Consider the following 19,027-nt stretch of genomic DNA (forward strand, 5'->3'; position numbering starts at 1 on the left):
TCGGCAACGACCCCGCCCGCCGCGCCACCCTGAAACAGCGCCTGCACCGCGCCGCCGCAGACCCGGGGTTCGTCAACAACCCAGATTACGCAAAAAACATGCAAAACGCCGTCCAAAACCTCTGGAAAGACAGAGAGCGGTAACGTGAAGCACAGGGCACTGGCACTGGCACGGGTGCCGGGCTAAGAGCCTGTTCTATTATTCATTACGGGCCGGGCACAGGCCAGTATCCAAGGCAGACTGGAGAAATACGGAATGTCCGAGACAACAGGGCCGCGCAAGGTGATCTTCGTCGGGGGCGCGCCGCGCTCTGGAACCAGCGTGACCCATGCTCTTTTGTGCACGGCGCCGGGTTGCAATGACTATCATTGCGAGATCAGCTTCGTGCGGCCGATCTATGAATCCTACACGGTGGGGATGGACCAGTGGCAGTCCCATACCTCGCATTTCTTCAAGGTGCCCGAGCATCTGAAGCTGCATGTCCGCAAGCTGGCGCAGCAGTCGATGTTCTACATCTGGCGGGTGCTGAAACAGCCGGTGATCATGTGTGTGAAGGATCCGCTGCTGACGCAGAATTTCGCGTCGGTGAAGGCGGTGACCGAATGGCCCACCCAGTTCGTGACGGTGCTGCGCCATCCGCATGACGTGATCCGCTCGCAGCAGGAGGTCTATGCCCGCAGCGGGATCGAGATGACTGTGAGCGATGTCTATCGTCTGGCCGATGAATACATGCACAGCTATGCCCATCTGGACGATCCCGATATGGAGGGCAGCGTCTTCCATTTCCGCTATGAGGATCTGGGGCAGGACTGGCTGACCGACCAGCTGCGCAGCTTTACCGGGATGGGCGGGATTGATCCGCTTCAGCTCTGGGATCAGGGGTCGCATCAGACGACCGAGGCGGAAAAGGCCGATCCGTTCTATTCGCCGAAATATCACGGCCCGATCGACACCACGCGCCGCCTTGACCCGCTGTCGCCGGAGTTCCAGGGGATCGTGAACAGGATCTGCGCCCCGCTGATGGAGCGTTGCGGCTATCTGCCCGACGGCACGGTCGAGGTCTGGTAGGGGCTGACCTGCGGGGACCCGCCCGGCATGAAAACGGGCGGGGCAGGGAAAAGCGGCAGGCCCCGGGCGGGGCCCGCCGGATGCGGCCTCAGCTGCGGGCGTAGATATCTTCGTAGCGGATGATGTCATCCTCGCCCAGATAGCTGCCGGTCTGCACTTCGATCAGCACCATCGGCACCTTGCCCGGGTTTTCCATCCGGTGGATGGCGCCCAGCGGGATATAGACCGACTGGTTTTCCGTCACCAGCCGCACATCCTCGTTCACCGTCACCTTTGCCGTGCCCTGCACCACGATCCAGTGTTCGGAACGGTGATGGTGCGACTGCAGGCTGAGCGCCGCGCCGGGATGCACGACGATGCGTTTCACCTGGAAACGGTCGCCGATGACCAGGCTCTCATACCAGCCCCAGGGCCGGAAATCGCGCGGGAAGGTCTGGGCCTGCTTGGCCTTTTTCGCCTTCAGCGCCTCGACCGCGCGTTTGACATCCTGCGCGCGGTCCATATGGGCCACCAGAACCGCATCGGGCATCGCCACGGCGATGATGTCCTTGAGGCCGATCCCGACAACTTCCAGCGTCTCCGCTTCGGACCGCAGCAGCGCATTCTCGCAATCGATCGCGGTGGCCCCGGCCGAGGTGACGACCCCTTTGGCATCCGGGCTGGTTTCCCGCCAGACCGCATCCCAGCCGCCGAGATCCGACCAGCCCGCCGCGAAGGGCACCACGGAAAGCTTGTCGGATTTCTCCATCACGGCATAGTCGATCGACAGCTCCTCGGCCTTGGCCCAGGGACCGGCGGCCAGACGCAGGAAGCCGAGATCGGCCTTCGCCTCCGCGACAGCGGCCCGGACGGGCGCGACCATCGCCGGGGCATGGGTCTCGAAGGCGGTCAGGATATCGCGGGCCCGGAACAGGAAGATGCCGGAATTCCACAGATAGGCCCCGTCGGCCAGCATGGCGGTGGCACGCGCCAGATCGGGCTTTTCGACGAAACGGGTCAGGGCGACCGGCGCGCCGCTGCCATCGGGCTGGGCCGAGAGCTGCAGATAACCATAGCCGGTTTCCGGCCGGTCCGGGGTGATGCCGAAGGTGACAAGACGGCCCTCGGCCACGGCGGCCAGCCCGGCGGCGACCGCCGCGCGGAACGCCGCCGCATCGGGGATCACATGGTCGGAGGGCGCGACCAGCATCACCGCCTCGGGGTCGGTCGCGGCCAGATGCAGGGCGGCGGCCAGAATGGCGGGGGCGGTGTTGCGCCCCTCCGGCTCGATCAGGACGGGGCCGGGGTTGATGCCCACCTCGGTCAGCTGTTCGGTGACGACGAAGCGGAAATCGGCATTGGTGACGACCATCGGATCGGCAAAGGCCACATGGCCCGCCTGACCGGCAAGACGCTGTGCGGATTGCTGGAACAGCGAGCCTTCCCCGGTCAGTCTGGTGAACTGCTTGGGGTAGGATTTGCGTGACAGGGGCCAGAGTCGCGTGCCGGAGCCGCCGCACAAAAGAACCGGGGTGATGTTCATGCAAACCTCTTTGGACAAATGACTGCAGGCATGTCTGCCGCAACCGGCGCACTCTTATCAAAAAAATCCTGTCGTGCCACCATCGGCGGGGATGAAAGGTCCAAAACCGCCGCGATGATCCGCGGTCTGCCTGTTGCCTGAACGGCCGGTGGCGCGGACGCAGGCTTAATGCCGCGCAAAGCAGGTTTTTCTAAAACTCCGGAGCCCAGGAAAGAGGTTCCCGATGTCCACAGATACGTCTGCCGTTCTGGACTTGCCGTTTATCCAGCAGAATCAGGCCCAGAAGCATGTGACCCATAACGAGGCGCTGGCTCTCCTGGATCTGATCGTCCAGCCGGTCGTCGTCAGCCGCCGGAGCCTTTCCCCGCCGGTCGCGCCGGTGCAGGGCGAACGCTATATCGTGCCGGCCGGGGCCGCGGGCGCCTTTGCCGGACAGGAAGGCCGGGTCGCGCTCTGGGACGTGAACCTCTGGAAGTTCATGTCCCCCCGCCGCGGCTGGCGCGTCGAGGTGCTGGACGAGGGCTGTCCGGTCGTCTTCGACGGGACGGTCTGGCTGGGCCCCGAGGGGGTGATGCAGCGTGCGGCGGGGCTGGGGATCGCCACCGAGGCGGATCCGGTCAACCGGCTGGCGGTTTCTGCCGAAGCCAGCCTTCTTACCCATGCCGGGGCGGGCCATCAGCTGAAGATCAACAAGGCGGCGGCGGGCGATACCGCCAGTCTTCTGTTCCAGACCGGCTGGTCCGGACGGGCCGAGATGGGCACGGCGGGGGACAATGATTTTGTCCTCAAGACCAGCCCGAATGGCAGCAGTTTCCAGACCGCCCTGCGCGCCCGGGCCGCCAGCGGCGCGGTCGAACTGCCGGCCGGGCTGATCGCGGATGCGGGCCTTGCCACCCGGCCGGGCATGGCCTTTCTGGGCAGTCCGGACAGCGGGCTGTTCGCCCCGGCGGCGGGGCAGATCGGCCTGTCGGTGGCGGGTGTCCAGCGGGCCCTGCTGTCGGCCGCGGGCTTCAGCATCAATGTCCCGGTCACCGGTGCGGCGGTGACGCAATCGGTGGCCGACCGCACGGCGGGCCGTCTGGCCAAGGTCGGCGATCCCGGGATCGGCGGGGCCGTTGTCCTGGGCGGGACCACCCCCCTGCACGAGCGGGATCTGCCGCCCGGGAACTATTCTTATGGCGCCGGAACCACACCGGGGGGGCCGGAATCGGCGGCCTGGGTTCATATCCTGCAGGTCATGGAGGCGAGTGCCGCTTCGACCGGCACGTCGCGCCACCGGATCTTTCTGGACTTCCGCTCCTCCGGCACCCCGTCTCAGGCCAACAGCCGGGCGTGGATCGGCTGGCAGGGGACAAGCCTGACCACGCCGATCCTGTGGTATCCGCTGCCCGCCGGCCAGTTCATGGTCGGGCCGGTCAGCCAGACGGCGGGTCAGCCCACCGGCGCGATGGCCGAACGCGGCAGCAATGCCAACGGAGACTATCTCCGGCTGGCCGACGGCACGCAGATCTGCTGGCTTTCCGCAGGGCCGGCCCTGACCTGCAGCACGGCGGCGGGCACGATCTTCTCTGCCGCTGCCGAGGGGGTCTGGAGCTTTCCCGCCGCTTTCGCAAACAGCCTTGTGAGTGTTTCGGCCGCCCCGCTTGCGGCAGGCCGCTGGGCAAGCGGGCGCTGCACCAGCACCACCCAGGCCGCATTCCAGCAATATGCGGCGTAATCGTCCGGCACCGAGGTGACGACCAGCCTGCAGGCCATCGGCCGCTGGTTCTGAGGGGAGACAGCCATGAAACTCGTTCTGACCCCCGTCCGTATGGACGCTGCCCTGACCGTCATGGTCTCAGGGGATCTCCTGACCCTGGACGGTGTGGCGCTGGATTTCGCGCAGCTGCCGCCCGGGGCGGTCTTGCCGCGGTCAGCGATCGCCAGCCCCTGGATCGCGGGGGATGTGACGCGCGCGGCGGAGGGCCTTCTCACCGTGCCACTGATCCTGCCGCATGGTCCGGTTCCCTGGCCCCCGACGGAAGAGGCGGAGGCCGTCACCCATCCCGCCCCGATCTACACCTCTGATCCCGGCCCGGTCGTCCTGCCGGCCCTGACCCCTGCCGAGGAGGATATGGCATGAGCATCGACTGGACCCGGATGATCCCGGAAGCGGTGCAGAAGGCGGCGGAGATCGCGGCCGAACAGGACCGGATCCGGGCGCGGCGCGATGTGGCGATCCATGCCGGGATCACGGTGGAGGGCCTGTTCTTCGACACCGGCGAGGTCAGTCAGCAACGGATCCTTGCGGCGGCCCTGTCGGCGATGACCGACCCCGGATATGCGGTGCAGTGGAAGCTGGGCGACAGGTTCGTGCGGCTGGACGCGCCCGCGATCCTGGCCGCGGCCCGGGCGATCCGGGACCATGTGCAGGCCTGTTTCGACCGCGAGGCCGAACTTCTGGCCGATCTGGCCGCCGCCCAGACCTTTGACCGCCCCTCTGACCGGCCCTTTGACCCCGAGGCCGGCTGGCCCGGAAGCACACCCGGGCCGCTGTAAGGCAGGGGCCTGCGCAGATCGCGGGCTGCGATCTGCCAGGGATCAGCTTTCCCCGGGCCGGCCGGATCGGGTGCAGCGTTGCAGACCGGGCCGGAAGGGGACCGGTCCGCAGGTCACCCGCTTACTCCGCCACCCGGGTCTGGTTCAGCAGGCCCGCCAGATACTGGCCATAGGTGTTCTTGGCATATTTCGCGGCCAGCGCCTGCAGTTCGGCCGCGCTGAGCCAGCCATGCTCGAAGGCGATCTCTTCCGGGCAGCCGACCTGCTGGCCCTGCCGTTCTTCCATGGTGCGCACGAAATTCCCGGCATCAAGCAGGCTGCCATGGGTGCCGGTGTCCAGCCAGGCATAGCCGCGGCCCATGCGGCGGACCTGCAGGCTGCCCTCGGCGAGATACATTTCCAGCAGGGCCGTGATCTCCAGCTCGCCCCGGGCCGATGGCGTGACCTGCCGGGCGCGGGCCGGGGCGGTGCCGTCCAGGAAATAGAGGCCCGTCACCGCATAGCTGGAGGCGGGCTTCGCGGGTTTCTCGACGATCGACACCACCTGACCCGCCGCATCGAAGCCGACGACACCATAGCGTTCCGGGTCCGAGACCTTGTAGCCGAAGACGGTGCCGCCGCTGTCCTGGGCATCGGCCTCGGCCAGAAGCCGGGTCAGGCCCTGACCGAAAAAGATGTTGTCGCCCAGAACCATGGCCGAAGGGGCCCCGGCCAGGAACGCCTCGGCCAGGATATAGGCCTGCGCCAGCCCCTCGGGGCTGGGCTGGGAGATGAAGGTGAAGGACAGGCCCCACTGGCTGCCGTCGCCCAGAAGGCGCCGGAACTGGTCCTGATCCTGCGGCGTGGTGATGATGGCGATCTCGCGGATGCCGGCCAGCATCAGCACCGAGACCGGATAATAGATCATCGGCTTGTCATAGACCGGCATCAGCTGTTTCGAGATGCCGAGCGTGATGGGATAAAGCCGCGTGCCCGATCCGCCGGCAAGGATGATCCCTTTGCGCTGCATCTTGTTGTCACCCATGGCTCAGCTCTCCGATCACCCGCGACAGATCCGCCCGCCAGTCTGCAGGCATGATCCCGAAATCTCTCTGCAATCCGGCCCCGTCCAGCCGGGAATTCAGTGGCCGCCGCGCGGGGGCCGGATAGGCCGAGGAGGGGATGCCCGTCACCGTGACCGCCCGGCCCGCCCGGGCGAATATCTCGCGGGCGAACCCGGCCCAGCTGGTTTCGGGCGCCCCGGCATAATGATAGACCCCGCCCGCCGCCCCGGCCCGCAGCGCCCCGGCCAGCATGAGCAAGGTGGCCGCAAGGGCCGAGGCCGGGGTGGGGCCGCCGATCTGATCCTCGACCACGTTCAGGGTGCTGCGGCTTTCGGACAGCCGCAGCATGGTCTTCACGAAATTCGTGCCATGGGCCGAAAACACCCAGGAGGTCCGCAGGATCAGCGGATTGCCCCCGGCGGCCAGAACAGCCGTCTCGCCCGCCAGCTTTGAGCGGCCATAGGCGTTGAGAGGGGCCGGCCGGTCGGTTTCGCTCCAGCCGCGGGTTCCCTCGCCGGAAAAGACATAATCGGTCGAGACATGCAGGAAGGGCAGGCCCAGATCCGCCGCGGCCTGCGCCATGGCCCCGGGGGCCGCGCCATTGACCGTGGTGGCGGCCGCCTCCTCGGTCTCGGCCCGGTCCACCGCGGTCCAGGCGGCGGTATTGATCACCGCATCGGGACGGTGCAGCCGGATCGCCGCGCCGCAGCTTTCGGGCTGCATCAGATCGGCCGTTTCCCGGCCCAGGAAGACCGCCTCCGGTGCGCGGCCGTCCCCGTCCCGCGTCAGGGCGCGGGCCAGCTCGCGGGCCACCTGTCCGGTCTGTCCGAACACCAGCAGCTTCATGCCCGGACCCCCGGCCGTCCGGCGCCGCAGATTGCCTGCCGCACCGTGACCGCTCCGACCGTTCCGGCCCCGCCGGTGACCATCCGTTTCATCGCTGCTTCCCTGTTTGCGGGTTCCCGTGCCGGGTCATTCCGAAGATGAGGTCCGCATCGCGCTCCGGACCCGCCACAGCGGCTTCATCAGCCGGAAGCTCCGCGATCCGTAGATGCGCTGCATCTCGGCCTTGAGCTGGTCGGACTGCTGCTCGCTCTGCGTCAGCGCGGCAAAGCTGGTCGCGGTTTCGGTCTGCAGCCGGTCAACCTCGAAGGTCAGGCTGTCCACCTGTCCCGACAGATGCTGCGCCTGATCGAAATATCCCTCCAGCTCCTCGCGGATCTGATGCAGCTGGCGGATCTGTGCCAGCTGCTCCTGCCGTTCGATCTGCAGGGCCTCAAGCTGGGCGTGATAATGCTCCAGCCCTTCGCCGGTCTGATAGAGCTGATCCTGCAATTGCCGGATGGCGGCCTGTGCCTCGGCCTTGGCCCGGGTCTGCTCCGCCTCGGTGGTGTCGCGGTAGCGGCTGAATTCGGCCTGCAGCCCCTGCAGGGCGGATTCCGCGGCGGCGGTGCGGTCCGTCCGGGCCTTCAGATCGCTCCGCAACTGCCGCAGGTTCTCTGCCTCCAGCCGGATCTGGTCGCGCAGCAGCGCGGTTTCGGCCTCCGCGTCCAGCAGCTTGCGGTTCTGCGCCTCGACCTCGCGCAGAAGATCGACGGTCTGCTTGTCGCGTCCGGCCAGATCGCGGTTCTGCGCCTCAACCTCGCGCATAAGCTCCGCGGTCAGCGTGTCGCGTTCCGCCAGATCGCGGCGCAGCGCATCGCATTCGGCCCCCTGCTCGGCCAGCGAGGCATGCAGCGCTTTGGTCTCGATCTGCAGCCGGTGCAGGCTGGCGGCCTGCGGCCGGATCTGGTCGCGCAGCAGTGCGGCTTCGGCCTCTGCGGCCAGCAGCTTGTGGTTCTGCGCCTCGACCTCGCGCAGGAGGTCGGCGGTCTGGGCGTCGCGCTCGGCCAGATCGCGGCGCAGCGCATCGTGCTCGGTCCCCTGCTCGGTCAATGCGGTTTGCAGCGCCGTGGTCTCGGCCTGCAGCTTCAACAGATTGCCGGATTCCAGCCGGATCTGGTCGCGCAGCAATGCCGCCTCGGCCTCCGCTTCCAGCAGTTTGTGGTTCTGCGCCTCGACCTCGCGCAGGAGGTCGGCGGTCTGGGCGTCGCGTTCTGCCAGATCGCGGCGCAGCGCATCGCGCTCGGCCCCCAGCTCGGTCCCCTGCTCGGCCAATGCGGCCTGCAGCGCCGTGATTTCGGCCTGCTGTTTCTGCAGATTTTCGGCCTCCAGCCGGATCTGGTCCCGCAGCAGTGCCGCTTCGGCCTGGGCTTCCGACAAGGCGCCGGCCTGCTCTCCGGCTTCCCGGGTCAGCCCGGCAATCTCGGCCTCGCGAGCGACCAGCGCGTTGCGCAGATCCTCCGCCGCCGCGGTCTCTTCCGTCAGCCGGCCGCGCAGCGCGGCGGCTTCGTCCTCCAGCGCGCCGATCCGGGCCTTGTCTTCAGCGGCCTGCTGGGACAGGGCGGTCTGGCTGTCCTGCAGATCGCGGAGCTGATCCTGCGCCCCTGCGGCCGCCGCGGCGGCGGTGGCCAGATCCGCATCCCGCGCCGCGACATCGCGCGACAGGCTGTCGATCTCTTCCTGCCGGCCAGTCAGGCTGTCACGCAGGTCGGCGGCGGTGGCGGCAAGCCCGGCGCGGTCCTGCCGGACGGCGTTATAGGTCGCGAAAACATCGTCGGGATCGCTGAGGAAGAACGGCTCATACCCCTCGGGGACGAAGGCCGTGGCCTCCAGCTCCGCGGCCAGCGTATGGGCGGCCGGGACCCTGAGCAGGGCGTCGCGGGCGATGATGTCCAGCACCGGATCCGACGGCGGCAGGACGGGCGCGGGCCGTCCCCCCCAGTCCAGCCCGAGCGCGGCGGCGCAGGCGGCGGCGGAATGGGTCAGGCTTTCCTCGAACAGCAGCACCGTCCGGCGGCGCTGCCGGCGCAGGCCGGGCATGATCCCCTTCAGCAGCGCCTGCCAGTCCTTCACCGCCTGCGCGGGCGCCACCCCCGCGGCCAGCGCCTCGGCGACCCAGGGCTCGGGCCGCGGGCACAGGAAGACGAGCCGCGCCTTCGGCGTTTCCCTCAGCCGGATCTGCGCCTGTGCGATATCGGGCACGACCTCTGCCAGGGACGACAGCTCCAGCAGCATGGCGGCGGCCGGCCGGCTGCGCGCGGCAGGGGCAAGGATCAGAACGGGCAGATCGGCCAAAGGCTCATCCGGCATCTATAGCACCTTATTCAATATCAGCGGCCGGACCGGAAACACCCGCCCGGTTTGGAGGGATGGTTGCGACGCGGGCTTTGTCAACCGGAATGGGCATGGCACATGTCCGAAGACTGCTGAAAAACTCAATATGTTCCTATCCGTATAAAAGGACGCCATCCCGATGTCAGCAGCCGATGCGGCGGCGGGGGGTCAGTTTTCCAGCAGACTGCGGTTATGACGCCAGAGCAGCAGCATTCCCAGGAAGAATGTCAGGCAGGCCACCGCCATGACGAAGGTCACGCTGACATAATCGGCCCGATAGGCGCCGTAGAACCCGTCGCGGGTGGTGCCGATGATATGCAGCAGCGGATTGTACCATGCGATCTCCTGGACGGATTTCGGCATGGAATCATAGGTGAAGAAGATGCCCGAGACGATGAACAGCGGCCGGGTCAGGATCTGCCATGTGCGTTCCCAGATCGGGAAGGCGGTCATCAGATAGCAGTTCAGCGTGCCGATCCCCAGGCCCAGACAGGCGGCAAGGCCGAAGCCCAGCAGGATGACCGGCAGATTGAGCTCTGCCCGTGCATCGAAGATCACGATGAGGCCGAAGAACACCAGATAGGCCACCATGAGATGGGTTAGCACGTTCAGCAGGAACCGCGCCAGAAGCGCATCCATGAAGCTGACCACCGGATAGGCCAGAAGCGGCCGCGAAAACCGGATCGCGGTGGCCGTCTTGTTCGCGATGTCGTTCAACAGCGAGAAGGGCAGCAGACCCGTCGCATAGAACAGCGGAAAGCTGTTGCCGATCGGCGGTGCCGCAAAAATAAGCGAAAACCCCAGCGAGAACATGGCCAGCGCGGCCACCGGTTCCAGCACCGCCCAGAGATAGCCGCCGGGAGAATTTCCGTAGCTGGTCGCCATTTCGCGCAAAATCAGCGCGATGACCGTGCGCAGGGTCGGGAATCTGCGGCGGGAGCGGCTGGTTTGCGCCGGCGGAAGGGGCGGGGGAACGGTCGGGGATTTTCCGGCGGAAACGGGCGGCTGCGCGGATGAGGGCTGGGTCATGGTCTTCCCCGAAACAGCCTCTGGAACTATCACAGGGCCTCCTGTAAGAAAAGGGTGTCAGGGGAGCTGACTCCGAAAACCATTTGTTCAGCGGATCACCATGACCAAATCATTGCATGAATCCAATCGCGTACCGGAGCCGCAGGTCGCCCCCGTCAGCAATCCGGGCGGGGCCGTGCCGCCGCAGCCCGGACCGGAGGTGCCGCCGCCCCAGAAAGACCGCGAGGGCAGCCAGGAGAGGCCGCCCCTTGCCGTGCCCCTGCCCGAAACCGCCGTGGCCAGATCCACCCTGCGGCGCATGGTCGGTCTGACCGCGGGCCGCCCGCCCGCCGGTGCGGCGGTCAGCCCGGCCCGCCCTTTGGCGGGAGACGGGGCCGCACGGGAATCCGCCATTCCCGCGCCGGTCAGGCCCGTGCTCAAGGCCGAGGCCCGGCCGGGGGGCCCGCCCGCCGGGACAGCGCCTGCGCCCTCGAAGCTCTCTGCCGTGCGGCCGGTGGCCGCCGAGGCCGCGATGCAGCTCCGCCACCGCGGTATCCTGGCCAGCTTTGCCGCCCTCGTGGTCCTGCCGGTCTTCCTCACCGCCTCCTATCTGTGGCTGGTCGCGGTCGATCAATATGCCTCGACCGTCGGCTTTTCGGTCCGCACCGAGGAGGTCTCCTCCTCGCTTGGCATTCTGGGCGGGCTGACCCGCCTTTCGGGCAGCAGTTCCGATGCCGACATCCTTTATGACTACATCCACAGCCAGGAGCTGGTGGAGTTTCTGGATGACGAGATCGACCTGAAGGCGATCTTCTCCAAGGCCTGGCCGAACGACCCGATCTTCGCCTTCAACCCCGATGGTTCGATCGAGGATCTGGTCGATCACTGGGAAGACAAGGTCAAGATCACCTATGACACCAGCTCGGGGCTGATGACCCTGCGGGTGCTGGCCTTTACGGCCGAGGATGCCACCCTCATCGCCACCAAGATCCTGGAGCGCAGCACCGAAAAGGTGAACCTGCTGTCGCAGGATGCGCGCGAAGATGCCACCCGCTACACCCGGACCGAGATGGAACGGGCGCTGGAGCGGCTGAAGGAAGCCCGCGAGGCGTTGACCAAATTCCGCATGCAGAGCCGGGTGGTCGATCCGGTCGCCGATCTGCAGGGTCAGATGGGCGTGCTGAACAGCCTCCAGGCCCAATTGGCCGAAAGCTATGTCGAACTGGACCTGCTGCGGGCCACCGCCACCGAAACCGATCCGCGCATCACCCAGACCGAGCAGCGGATCATCGTCATCCAGCGCCGCATCGCCGAAGAACGCCAGAAATTCGGCGAGAACGGCCAGGGTCCGGGCGGCGAGGATTATGCGACCATGGTGGCCGAATTCGAACGGTTGAGCGTTGACCGCGAATTTGCCGAGCAGACCTATCACACCGCCCTGGCAGCCTATGATGTGGCCCAGGCCGAGGCGCAGCGCAAATCGCGCTATCTGGCGGCGCATATCATGCCCACGGTGGCGCAGAAGGCGGAATATCCGGCCCGCTGGACGCTTCTGGGGCTGACGGCCTTCTTCCTGCTGATGGCATGGTCGATCGGGGTGCTGATCTATTACAGTATTCGCGACCGGCGCTGAGAGGCGGCTTCCGTGATCCGGCTGGAAAACATCACGAAGACCTTTGTCCGGGACGGCCATCGCAAGACGGTGGCGAACCGGCTGAATGTCACCTTTCCCACCGGCGTATCGGTGGGGCTGTTCGGGCGCAACGGGGCGGGGAAATCAACCCTGCTGCGCATCATCGCGGGCACGCTGAAGCCCAGTTCGGGGCGGGTGATCTCGGACGGGACGATCTCGTGGCCGGTGGGCTTTGCCGGCAGCTTCCATGGCAGTCTGACCGGGGCGCAGAACGCGCGGTTCATCGCCCGGGTCTATGGTGTCGATACCGATGCGCTGGTGGAATTTGTCGAGGATTTCGCCGAACTCGGCCATCATTTCCACCTGCCGATCAGCAGCTATTCCTCGGGGATGCTGTCGCGGCTGGCCTTCGGGGTCAGCATGGGCATCCGTTTTGACACCTATCTGGTGGATGAGGTGACCAGCGTCGGCGATGAGGCCTTCCGCAAGAAAAGCAAGGCGGTCTTTCTCAGCCGGATGCGGGCCAGCGGCGCGGTGGTGGTGGCGCATTCGATGGAGACGATGCGGCAGCTCTGCACCATGGGCGTGGTGCTGGAACATGGCGAATTGCGGGTCTACGACAATATCGAATACGCCATCCGGGCCCATCTGCAGAACATGCAGGCCTGAGAGGCGGGTCCCCGGGTGCCCGGGGACCGCAGGGCCGCGGGTTCAGACCCGGAAGACCGTCATTTCCAGCAGTTCCGTCATCAGGCGGCGCAGTTCCTGCCGCCCGTCGGGCACCGGCAGCTGCGGGATCTGTGCCGCCGGGACCGGCGCCATGAACCCCTCGCCAAGTGCCGCCGACAGGGCCGCCCCGCCGGCGAGCCGGTTTTCCAGATGACGGCCAAGGGCCTCGGTCTGGGCCTTCATCCAGGCCGGGCCGATGCCGCGGATGATCGCGGCCAGCTGTTCGGCATCGGCCCATTCTGCCGCTTCGGGCGGGCAGAGATCGGCCAGCGACAGGGCCGGGTGCAGATAGCTGCGATGCGCGATCACCGGCAGTCCGGCCGCCATCGCCGCCAGCACGGCGGCGCTGTCCGGCCGGGGGAAGCCCTGCAGGAACACCGTGGCCCCCGCCGCCACCAGATCGGCGCCGGTATCGCCGCTGCCGGGATGATGCTGGAAGGCCTCCGGCGGGATTTCCTGCCGGATCAGCTCTTTGCGGATGCGGTTCAGCGCGGAATCGGACAGGGGCCCCAGATGCACATGCCGATGCGCGCCCGAGCGCAGCAGCACCGGCACGACGAGATGCAGCCCGTAATCGTAATTCGCATCCAGCGCCTCTTCCGAGCGGGAGAAGGTGGCCGTCACCAGAGGCGCCCCGGCCGCGGCGGCGGTGGCGGGCGCCTCGTGCAGGAACAGCGGCAGATGGATCACCTCGCGCTGCGGGGCAAGGCTGGCGAACCAGGCCAGATCATAGGGCCGGCGCAGCACATAGCCGTCCAGCGCATAGGAATGGCAGCCCGGCAGATAGCCGGTGCGGTAGGTGCCCAGAAGGTGGATGCGGGGCGCATGTTCGCGGCGCAGCCCGGCGGCGATGACCACATCATTGCGCGCGGGATTGACCAGGATCTGTGCGGGTTTCAGCCGGGCGATATGCCAGATCAGCCAGGCGGTCTTTTCCACCAGCCCCTGATCGGTGTTCAGCAGCAGTTCCACATCCTCGCCCAGCCGGGCCTGGATATCGGGCATGGTGGGCAGAAGCTCGGTCGAAAGGATGACGATGCGCCGCCGCCCCCGCCACAGTGCCACCATGTCGCGGGTCTGAGCCCACATGCCGTCCTGATCTTCGGCCATGCCGGAGACCAGCAGGACCACCGGGCCTTCGGCCAGGCTGGCGGGATCGGCGGCCACGGGCAGGATCTTCTGCCGCGCGGCGATCAGCCCGCCGATATGGGCGCAGTGCCAGTCGATCTCGACCGAACTCAGCCGCCGCGACCGGCCGGCGACCGAGATGTTCGGATCATAGGCCAGCGCGCTGAGAAAGCGGAAGACCAGCCGCAGCGCATCCTCGAAATGGCCGGCCGCGGTCAGGCCGGAGAGCTGGGTCTCCAGATCCAGCAGCGAGGCGACGCGGCTGACCTCGGTCAGCCGCTGGCGCGGCGCGGTGGCCACCTGATCGGGATGCAGCGAGATCGGCCGCAGCGAGCTGGGCGCATAGGCGGCGATCGCCGCCAGCTGCTCGGCCATGAAGGCGCTGGCGCGGGCATCGCCCATATCGGTCAGATAGCCGTGCTGCGACAGCTGGGTATAGAGGTTGTTCAGCAGGTCGCGCTTGCCCGGCCAGTCCAGCCCGGTCCAGATGCCGCCGCGATGGTCGTCATAGACCGACATGGTCTGCGGCAGATAGCGGATGCTGCCGCGGAAGGCATGGACGTAAAGCCGGATCGTGTCGCCGCGCACATCGCGGAAGATCGCGGGCACATCGCTGCCGCCGGTCGCCGGATTGTAAAAGCTGTTGCGGAACAGCATGGTGCTGGTGTGGAAATAGATCCGCCCCGTCAGCAGGTCCTCGATATTCAGGACGGGCTTCGGCGGCTCCTGCTGGGGGTGAAAGCTTTCGCTGCCATCGGCGCTGGACCGCACGATGGCCCGGTGCGCCACCCCGGTCAGGCCGGGGGTCGTGTCCAGCAGCTCTGCCTGCTTGCGCAGCTTGTCGGGGTCGACCCAGAAATCATCGCCGTCCAGCACATGGTAATAGAGGCCCCGCGCCGCGGCGAGGGCGGTGACGAAGGCCGCCCCGTTGCCGAGGGTGGTCTCGGACCGGATCACCCGGAGGGAGAAATTCGGCCGGGCGGCGGCGGCCACCTCGGCCCGGACGATCTCGGCGCTGCCATCGACGGAAGCATCATCCATCAGGATGATCTCGGCCGGCCGGTCAAAGGTCTGGGACAAGATCGAGCGGACGGCCCGCCGGATGAAGACAGCCTCGTTATGGCAAAGAAGCAGGATGCTGAGAATGGGGCGGTCCGTCATGGGTCTCTTTCAATTGGCGTCGGACAATCTTGGCAGGCGGGTCGGGCCGATGTCGTGGGCGGATCGCCCCGCCCTGTCAAGGCGGGGCGGCCGCGGCGGGGGGATCCGCCAGAAGGCCGCGCAGCTCATGGATACAGGCATCGGCGATGCGCTGCCGTTCCTCCCGTATCCGGGGCAGGTCACGGAACCGGGACAGCAGGCCCTTCGCCGTTTCCAGCCAGGCTTCGGCAAGGATCAGGTCGGGGGTCAGCGCGGCGATCCGGGCCGCGGCCAGATCCGGCGGGGCCATCACCGTGTTCAGCATCGCCTCGGGCAGGATCAGCTCGAACAGCCGGTGCCCCGCATCCGCCAGCACCGCCGGAATGGCGCCGGCGGCAAAGGCATCAAAGGGCTTTTCGGTGATGTAATCGCGGTGCAGCGTGTTTTCATAGGCGCCGCAGACCCGCAGCCGGCCATGCAGCCGGGCCAGCTTGTCCAGATGCCAGTCGGGCAGGTCCTGGCGCCGGGGGCCGCTGCCGGGCCAACCCTGACCCATCCGCAGGACCCGGGCCCCGGGGGTCAGTTCGGCCACGCGGCTGCGGTAAAGGCACAGGCCCGCCACGCCCTCGGCCGGAAAGGCGGCGTGATATTCCCCGCCCGCGCGGCGTTCGGCCAGAAACGCCGCCTGCAGCGGCGCCGCCGCCCAGTGGCGCAGCAGGTCGCGCGGCCGCATCGCGGCGAAACCCGCGATCAGCGCGGCATAGCGGGCCGGGAAACTGTCGGCGCTGAGGACGAACCACGGCAGATGCCGGAAGGCGAAGATCCCGGAATTCACATGGTTGAGATGGCGGTAGCGCAGCCGCAGCGTGCCGCTTTCCAGCACCCGGTCGCGCGCGGCCAGACTGTTCCCGGCCACTCTGTTCCCGGCCACTCCGTCCCGCTCCGCCCCGCTCCACAAACTGTCCCAGAGCGGCTCTTCCGACAGGACGGCCAGCTGCGGCCCCCCCGCCTTTCCGGCAGCCTTCGGCCCGCAAAGCCCCGCCAGCGCCCCGGCATGATCCTCCAGATCCCGGCTCCAGCCGGTCACGATCAGATCCGCCGCCTCCGGCGTTTCGGCAAAGGCGATCCTGCCGCCCAGATGCGGCCAGATCGGCGCATAGGACAGCGGCGTCCGCTGCCCCCGCGGCCCCAGCAGAAAGACCCGCATCGGGGCCGAGGCGGCGCGGCCGCGGGCGGGCGCGCCAAGCGGCAGCCGGTTCCTGTCGCGCATATTCCCCAGAATGACATCCAGCCGCGCGCTGTCGGGGCTGGTCGGGGGCAGGGCCGCCCGCGCCTGCGCCACCAGCCGCCAGGCCGCCGCCGATTCCGCCCCCGGGGACAGGGCCAGCACATCCTCATTGCCGCACAGCAGGTCGATCGAGGCCTGCTGAAGCACCAGCTGGGCCTCGGCCGGGGTCAGGCGGGGCTGGTCCCGGAACCGGCGGATCAGCGGCCACAGCAGGCTGCCGGCCGCGGATGGCGCCGGGGGCAGGGGCATGTCGCGGCCCCGTTCCAGCAGACACAGCAGGATGTCATGGACCGGGCCGCCGCCGCCATGGATCAGCCACAGCCCGGCAAGGGCGGTGCGCATCGCCTCCAGCCGTTCTGGCGCGGCGGCGATCGCCTCCAGATGTCCGGCCGGATCCGTGCCCGCCGCATAAAGGACGGCCCCCGCCTGCCACAGCGCCGCAGGCCCGGGCAATGCCGGCAGGGCCAGCGGCAGCACCGGGATCAGCCCGGCGGCCACCGCCCCCCAGAGCCGGGGCGTATTGCCGCCATTCTCGGTCGGGCAGAAGGCAAAGGCTGCCCCCGGCCCCTCTCCGGTCACCGGCGGGGCGTCGGGGGCAGGCAGGGCGGGAAATGAATGCAGCCGCAGCCCGGACGGCAGCGGCCCGGCCGTGGCAGGATCGCCGGTCCAGAACAGATCGGTGATCCCGGCGGCGGCCAGACGCGGCAGATGCGCCGGAAGCTGCGGATGCTGGCAGACCGTCACCGCCGCGACGCCCTGCGGCACAAGAAGCGCCAGCGTGCGCAAGGCATTGCGCAGCAGCGGCGCCTCCAGCACATCGGGGCGCTCCAGCGTGTCGATATAGGCCGACCAGGGAAAGGCGGCATAGACCGGCTGCCGCGGCCCCCCGTCCGCCGGCAGCGGGCCTTGCGCCAGCATCGCGTCGCGCATCCGCCGCTCCAGCCAGTCCTGCGCCCGCCAGCCGCGGCGGGTGACCAGAACGGCGCTTTGCCTTTCAGCGCGGATTCCGCCCGGAGCGGATCGGACCGGATCGGAAAAGTCGCGCACCATGTCTTTCCTCTTCTTCTGTCTCAGCATCTGCCGCCGGCGGGACCATTGTCATCCCGGCAGCAGGGCCGATGCCGACATCCCGCACTCTGCCGGGAAAAAGGCCCTTGCGGCAGCAGAACCATATGGCCAAAGGCCGTGCAAGACCACAGGCCGTTCACTCCGCGGCCTCCCGGACCGGCAGCCGATGTTTTGCCCGGGAAACAGGCTGGCGTTGCAAGGCGCCGCATTCTGCCGCACATCCACGGTGCAGGGCCTGACGGGCAAAGGACGGGATATGCGCAGAACGGTTTTTGAGGACGAGCTCGCTGCGCTTTGGGCAGAGGCGGGTCCGCGGGCTGTTCCACGGCCCCGGCTGGCCGCCCATCACCATCTTGCCCTGCGCGGACTTGTGGTCGCCAGCCCTGCGGTTCAGAGCCTCTGCCTGAGGAATGCCACGGTGCAGGCCGGGACCGGGGCCGTCTGGACCGGCCGGGGGAACTGGCTGGCGCTGTCTTCCGCCGCCCGGCCCGACCTGCCGCCGCCGTCCGCGGCCGGGAAAGCACCGGGGGAAGCATCGGGAGAGGCCCTCTGGGCCCTCTGGCCGGGCGGGGCCCGGACCGCAGATCAGCCCGCAGACAGGACCTCAGACCGGGCTCCAGGCTGGCGCGCCCGCTTTCTGCTGGAGGATCTGCCGCAACTCTTGCTGGCCACGCACCGCGCGCCGCCGGGCACCCCGGTCCTGATCGCGGCGGATCTGCCGCCCGAGGCGCGGCAGGCGATCGGGGCACTGCTGCCCGGCCATCCGCTGCGGGTGCTGGCACCGGACGAGAGCCTGCGCATCCCCCGGCTTCATGCGGCGACCATCGGGTCTCTGGCCGGGCTGGAGCTGACACCGCACAGCCTTGAGGCGATCACCCGGCTGCGGGCCACGGTGCCGCCCGGCGGAGCGGAGCGGGTGCTCCTCTGGCACGGCGGGCTGTCCCGGCGCCTGCGCAACGCCCCGGCCCTGCGGCAGATGCTGGAGGCGCAGGGCTTCGTCACCGCCGAGACCGACCGGCTTTCCCTGACGGAGCGGATCCAGGCCCTGTCCATGGCCCGCGAGGTGATCGTCCCCGATCCGGACTGCGGCACCGACAGCCTGTTCGCGCCCCCGGGCGCGCGGATCCTGCCGCTGCTGCCCGCGGAAGAGGGGCTGGAGACGGCGCTGCATCTCTGGACGCTGCTCGGGGATCTGGCGGGGATGGAGGTCACGGCCATTCTCGGCTCGGCCCCCTATCGCCGCCTGCGGACACGGTTCCTGCCCGGCCACCGGGGCCGGGTCTTCCATGTCGATCCGGCGCTGATCCTGCCCTTCGTTCCGGCCGCCGGCCCGCCGCCGGATCTGCCGCTCCGGCAAAGCCTGGACGCGCTTTATGGGTCTTCGGGGGCTGCGGATGTTCTGACGGGGGCCTGGGCGGTTCATGCCGGGCCGACGCCTGCGGGGTTCGAGGACCGTCTGAGGCACCTGCGGCGTCGGGCGGCGCTTGGGATTTCGGCGGTGGCGGAGGCGGATCTGGCAGGGCTGATGGCACATCCGTTCTTTGCCGATTTCGCGCGCAGCATCCGGTCGGGCTTTCCGGTTCTGGCCGGGCTCGACGGTGATGAAGCGGCACTGGCGGCGCAGCTGCGCGCGTCTTTTGCCGGGG

14 protein-coding genes are annotated in these 19,027 nt (G+C 68.2%); 7 read left to right on the forward strand and 7 right to left on the reverse strand.

All coding sequences use genetic code 11. From position 1 onward, the window contains the following. The first annotated feature begins 255 nt into the window (after positions 1 to 255). Positions 256 to 1,068, forward strand: coding sequence for a sulfotransferase (locus tag ACO2Q5_RS23550; protein WP_423295629.1), 813 nt, complete (start codon positions 256 to 258; stop codon positions 1,066 to 1,068). Between the two features lie 88 nt (positions 1,069 to 1,156). Here the strand turns inward: ACO2Q5_RS23550 and ACO2Q5_RS23555 are convergent, their stop codons facing one another. After that, on the reverse strand, positions 1,157 to 2,590 hold the full coding sequence (locus ACO2Q5_RS23555) for a mannose-1-phosphate guanylyltransferase/mannose-6-phosphate isomerase (protein ID WP_423295631.1): 1,434 nt from the start codon (positions 2,588 to 2,590) through the stop codon (positions 1,157 to 1,159). Positions 2,591 to 2,813: 223 nt separating this feature from the next. Here ACO2Q5_RS23555 and ACO2Q5_RS23560 point away from each other — a divergent pair, with 223 nt between their 5' ends. The 3 genes from ACO2Q5_RS23560 (at position 2,814) to ACO2Q5_RS23570 (ending at position 5,128) form a co-directional block, all read left to right on the forward strand. Continuing rightward, a complete protein-coding gene (locus ACO2Q5_RS23560; protein WP_423295633.1) occupies positions 2,814 to 4,307 on the forward strand; it encodes a DUF2793 domain-containing protein in 1,494 nt (497 codons plus the stop codon). A 66-nt stretch (positions 4,308 to 4,373) separates the two neighbouring features. Next, entirely contained in the window at positions 4,374 to 4,712 is a 339-nt protein-coding gene (locus ACO2Q5_RS23565; RefSeq protein WP_423295635.1) for a hypothetical protein, read from the forward strand. Next, positions 4,709 to 5,128 carry a DUF4376 domain-containing protein gene (locus ACO2Q5_RS23570; protein WP_423295637.1) on the forward strand — a complete coding sequence of 140 codons (420 nt, stop codon included), beginning with the start codon at positions 4,709 to 4,711 and terminating at the stop codon, positions 5,126 to 5,128. Before ACO2Q5_RS23565 ends, ACO2Q5_RS23570 begins: the two co-directional genes overlap by 4 nt. Positions 5,129 to 5,249: 121 nt before the next feature. Here ACO2Q5_RS23570 and rfbA read toward each other — a convergent pair whose 3' ends face one another. The 4 genes from rfbA to ACO2Q5_RS23590 form a co-directional block, all read right to left on the reverse strand. Then, on the reverse strand, positions 5,250 to 6,152 hold the full coding sequence (gene rfbA / locus ACO2Q5_RS23575) for a glucose-1-phosphate thymidylyltransferase RfbA (protein WP_423295639.1): 903 nt from the start codon (positions 6,150 to 6,152) through the stop codon (positions 5,250 to 5,252). Further along, positions 6,145 to 7,017 carry a dTDP-4-dehydrorhamnose reductase gene (rfbD, locus tag ACO2Q5_RS23580; RefSeq protein ID WP_423295641.1) on the reverse strand — a complete coding sequence of 291 codons (873 nt, stop codon included), beginning with the start codon at positions 7,015 to 7,017 and terminating at the stop codon, positions 6,145 to 6,147. Before rfbD ends, rfbA begins: the two co-directional genes overlap by 8 nt. 126 nt (positions 7,018 to 7,143) lie before the next feature. After that, positions 7,144 to 9,363 (reverse strand): hypothetical protein, encoded by a 2,220-nt coding sequence (locus tag ACO2Q5_RS23585; protein WP_423295643.1) that lies wholly within the window; start codon positions 9,361 to 9,363, stop codon positions 7,144 to 7,146. A gap of 192 nt (positions 9,364 to 9,555) precedes the next feature. Next, the gene (locus tag ACO2Q5_RS23590; RefSeq protein WP_423295644.1) at positions 9,556 to 10,416 is read right to left on the reverse strand and encodes an ABC transporter permease; all 861 of its coding nucleotides are present in this window, start codon (positions 10,414 to 10,416) and stop codon (positions 9,556 to 9,558) included. Positions 10,417 to 10,516: 100 nt separating this feature from the next. On the opposite strand from ACO2Q5_RS23590, the gene ACO2Q5_RS23595 reads away from it, so the two are divergent. Further along, entirely contained in the window at positions 10,517 to 12,028 is a 1,512-nt protein-coding gene (locus tag ACO2Q5_RS23595; protein ID WP_423295646.1) for a hypothetical protein, read from the forward strand. A 12-nt stretch (positions 12,029 to 12,040) separates the two neighbouring features. Continuing rightward, a complete protein-coding gene (locus ACO2Q5_RS23600; protein ID WP_423295648.1) occupies positions 12,041 to 12,697 on the forward strand; it encodes an ABC transporter ATP-binding protein in 657 nt (218 codons plus the stop codon). Between the two features lie 42 nt (positions 12,698 to 12,739). Here ACO2Q5_RS23600 and ACO2Q5_RS23605 read toward each other — a convergent pair whose 3' ends face one another. Both ACO2Q5_RS23605 and ACO2Q5_RS23610 read right to left on the reverse strand, forming a co-directional pair. Beyond that, the gene (locus ACO2Q5_RS23605) at positions 12,740 to 15,046 is read right to left on the reverse strand and encodes a glycosyltransferase family 2 protein (RefSeq protein ID WP_423295650.1); all 2,307 of its coding nucleotides are present in this window, start codon (positions 15,044 to 15,046) and stop codon (positions 12,740 to 12,742) included. A gap of 76 nt (positions 15,047 to 15,122) precedes the next feature. Next, positions 15,123 to 17,363, reverse strand: coding sequence for a glycosyltransferase family 10 domain-containing protein (locus ACO2Q5_RS23610; protein ID WP_423295652.1), 2,241 nt, complete (start codon positions 17,361 to 17,363; stop codon positions 15,123 to 15,125). A gap of 274 nt (positions 17,364 to 17,637) precedes the next feature. Here ACO2Q5_RS23610 and ACO2Q5_RS23615 point away from each other — a divergent pair. Further along, positions 17,638 to 19,027: hypothetical protein (locus ACO2Q5_RS23615; protein WP_423295654.1), on the forward strand; the 1,390-nt coding region annotated here is incomplete at its 3' end.

The sequence above is a fragment of the Neotabrizicola sp. VNH66 genome, from assembly GCF_049445895.1.
Lineage (GTDB): Bacteria > Pseudomonadota > Alphaproteobacteria > Rhodobacterales > Rhodobacteraceae > Pseudogemmobacter.

Excerpts from the sequence above, each read along its gene's own strand:
- ACO2Q5_RS23570 (WP_423295637.1), top strand. The coding sequence starts at position 4,709 with ATGAGCATCGACTGGACCCGGATGATCCCGGAAGCGGTGCAGAAGGCG.
- rfbA (WP_423295639.1), bottom strand. The coding sequence starts at position 6,152 with ATGGGTGACAACAAGATGCAGCGCAAAGGGATCATCCTTGCCGGCGGA.
- ACO2Q5_RS23555 (WP_423295631.1), bottom strand. The coding sequence starts at position 2,590 with ATGAACATCACCCCGGTTCTTTTGTGCGGCGGCTCCGGCACGCGACTC.
- ACO2Q5_RS23585 (WP_423295643.1), bottom strand. The coding sequence starts at position 9,363 with ATGCCGGATGAGCCTTTGGCCGATCTGCCCGTTCTGATCCTTGCCCCT.
- ACO2Q5_RS23550 (WP_423295629.1), top strand. The coding sequence starts at position 256 with ATGTCCGAGACAACAGGGCCGCGCAAGGTGATCTTCGTCGGGGGCGCG.
- ACO2Q5_RS23560 (WP_423295633.1), top strand. The coding sequence starts at position 2,814 with ATGTCCACAGATACGTCTGCCGTTCTGGACTTGCCGTTTATCCAGCAG.
- ACO2Q5_RS23610 (WP_423295652.1), bottom strand. The coding sequence starts at position 17,363 with ATGGTGCGCGACTTTTCCGATCCGGTCCGATCCGCTCCGGGCGGAATC.
- ACO2Q5_RS23595 (WP_423295646.1), top strand. The coding sequence starts at position 10,517 with ATGACCAAATCATTGCATGAATCCAATCGCGTACCGGAGCCGCAGGTC.
- ACO2Q5_RS23590 (WP_423295644.1), bottom strand. The coding sequence starts at position 10,416 with ATGACCCAGCCCTCATCCGCGCAGCCGCCCGTTTCCGCCGGAAAATCC.
- ACO2Q5_RS23605 (WP_423295650.1), bottom strand. The coding sequence starts at position 15,046 with ATGACGGACCGCCCCATTCTCAGCATCCTGCTTCTTTGCCATAACGAG.
- ACO2Q5_RS23565 (WP_423295635.1), top strand. The coding sequence starts at position 4,374 with ATGAAACTCGTTCTGACCCCCGTCCGTATGGACGCTGCCCTGACCGTC.
- rfbD (WP_423295641.1), bottom strand. The coding sequence starts at position 7,017 with ATGAAGCTGCTGGTGTTCGGACAGACCGGACAGGTGGCCCGCGAGCTG.